The following is a 1,936-nucleotide window of genomic DNA, read 5'->3' as shown; positions in this document are numbered from 1 at the left end:
GCCAATGATTCTTTGATTTCTGGCTCATCATTTAAAATCTCATTGATTTCTTTCGACAATTCGCCGCTAGTTTCGAATGCTTGTGCTGGCGGTTCTTCAGGTTTGAAATAAGCGATTAATGGCAATATTGTAATAGATAAAATAACGATAAATAGTGCTGTTTTCTGTCTCAACTCATCTTTCATTCCTTTCATTGGCGGATAGAAACCCAGTATTTCGACAAGAATTTTCCCAATAAACAACTAGTAAAGTCTATGATAATCTTTTCATTAATATAAGGTTTAGGAGGGAAAAAAATGAACCGATTCATGTGGAATGTCTTACTCATTGTAGCCATCGGAACAGGATTTTACTTCTATGTCCATTTAATTTTTTCAAAGGTCACCGATCCTCTGTACGGTTCTTTGGCCCTGCTGCTGGGGTGTCTATTTGCAGCAGGCATTTCCAGAGAACTTATGCAGTCTACTCAGACTGAACAAGAGAACAGTCAGATATAGTAACACTCCTATACAGGAGTGTTTATTTTTTTGTGCAATGCTATTTTCCCTGTACTTAAAAACTACTTAATCAAGTTCGGCCGCCATAGTTAGAAATCCTTTCAAGGAAGCCAAATAGTTTGTGAAAATTTCGATTTAAAATAGATTTTTATGTAAATGAGATTTTATGAGAAGTACTGTATGGGGGTATGATAAAATTAAAGATATAAGAAAAAAGGGGGTTTTCGATTGGATATCCTTGAAACAGGAGTGGACCCATCTGAATGTGAGGACAGCTGCTGTTCTTCTGAGCGGAAAAGCCATCACTCAGATAAAACAAAAAAGAACCTTGTCACCAGATTGAATCGGATCGAAGGACAGATTCGCGGAATAAAGGGCCTGATTGAAAAAGATACTTATTGTGATGATGTGATCACACAAATATCCGCCACTCAAGCAGCACTGAACAGTGTTGCTAAGCTCCTTCTGGAAGGCCATATGAAATCCTGTATTGTCGAGCGCATCCAGGAAGGCGACAATGAAGTCATTGATGAGTTACTGACGACGATCGAGAAATTGATGAAAAAATAGCTAAATGTTATTTATTCGTAATTTGAATTTTTGTACTGTATAATGACTGTAAAAATTAAATATTCCTTCGGGGTCGGGTGAAATTCCCAACCGGCGGTGATGAAGCTGATGCTTCTTAGTCCGTGACCCGGTTAACATTTGTTAAACGGTGGATCTGGTGAAACTCCAGGGCCGACAGTTAAAGTCTGGATGGGAGAAGGAAAAAAACGAGGATTAAAAAATAGGGTGAAATCTGCCCATTTTTATACCCTCTAGTTCAATGTTGCCTTTTTTCGACCCCGAGACGCTATGTTTCGGGGTCTTTTTGTTTGTTTCTTTTTGTGTTTGAGATGAATTATATAAATAGAGAGATGACTAGAGCGGAAATTGCAAGACTCTAGCGGAGCAGTGAGAAGTTTAGGGCCTCTTGGATACCTAAAAGAACAGAAAATGGAAAAAGTGGTGACCAATAGGGCCTCTTGGATACCTAAAAAAACAGAAAATGGAAAATTAGGTACCCAATAAGGTCCCTTGGATACCTGAAAGAACAAAAATTGGAAAAAGAGGTACCCAATGAAGCCTCTTGGATACCTGGATGAAAAAATGGAAAAGGATGCTCTCCAAGAACCATTCAATTCGTTTTTTATTCCCGAATGGTCATTAGACGCCTCAAAGATGCATAGCTACAATGGTTACAAAAATAGATTTTAGAAAGGAGGATTTTGGATGAACGAACTTGACTACATGGCCTTAGCCATCAACCTGGCGAAAGCAACAACAGGGCAAACATCTCCTAATCCGCATGTCGGAGCCGTTTTGGTAAAAGATAATCAGATTGTAGGAATGGGGGCACACCTAAAGGCGGGAGAGCCTCATGCTGAGGTACATGC

At 39.2% G+C, this 1,936-nt stretch carries 3 protein-coding genes, 1 pseudogene and 1 riboswitch; of the genes and pseudogenes, 3 read left to right on the top strand and 1 reads right to left on the bottom strand.

The annotated features are described in order from the left end of the window. A partial coding sequence (locus tag WB217_RS01640; protein WP_423990041.1) for a hypothetical protein occupies positions 1-194 on the bottom strand: 194 nt, incomplete at its 3' end. 102 nt (positions 195-296) lie between these two features. Here WB217_RS01640 and WB217_RS01635 point away from each other — a divergent pair. From WB217_RS01635 to WB217_RS01625, 3 genes and pseudogenes are all read left to right on the top strand, one after another. Continuing rightward, positions 297-497 (top strand): hypothetical protein, encoded by a 201-nt coding sequence (locus WB217_RS01635; RefSeq protein WP_423407890.1) that lies wholly within the window; start codon positions 297-299, stop codon positions 495-497. A 234-nt stretch (positions 498-731) separates the two neighbouring features. Next, positions 732-1,067 carry a metal-sensitive transcriptional regulator gene (locus WB217_RS01630; RefSeq protein WP_423990043.1) on the top strand — a complete coding sequence of 112 codons (336 nt, stop codon included), beginning with the start codon at positions 732-734 and terminating at the stop codon, positions 1,065-1,067. A gap of 59 nt (positions 1,068-1,126) precedes the next feature. Continuing rightward, positions 1,127-1,272: riboswitch (FMN riboswitch) on the top strand. A 500-nt stretch (positions 1,273-1,772) separates the two neighbouring features. Continuing rightward, positions 1,773-1,936: pseudogene (locus tag WB217_RS01625) on the top strand (bifunctional diaminohydroxyphosphoribosylaminopyrimidine deaminase/5-amino-6-(5-phosphoribosylamino)uracil reductase RibD); the annotation flags it as partial.

Source organism: Mesobacillus sp. (assembly GCF_049588175.1).
Taxonomy (GTDB): Bacteria; Bacillota; Bacilli; order Bacillales; family Cytobacillaceae; genus Mesobacillus.
Note: the sequence above shows the minus strand (reverse complement) of the source record. Positions and strands in the feature narration are given on the sequence as shown.

Excerpts from the sequence above, each read along its gene's own strand:
- WB217_RS01635 (WP_423407890.1), top strand. The coding sequence starts at position 297 with ATGAACCGATTCATGTGGAATGTCTTACTCATTGTAGCCATCGGAACA.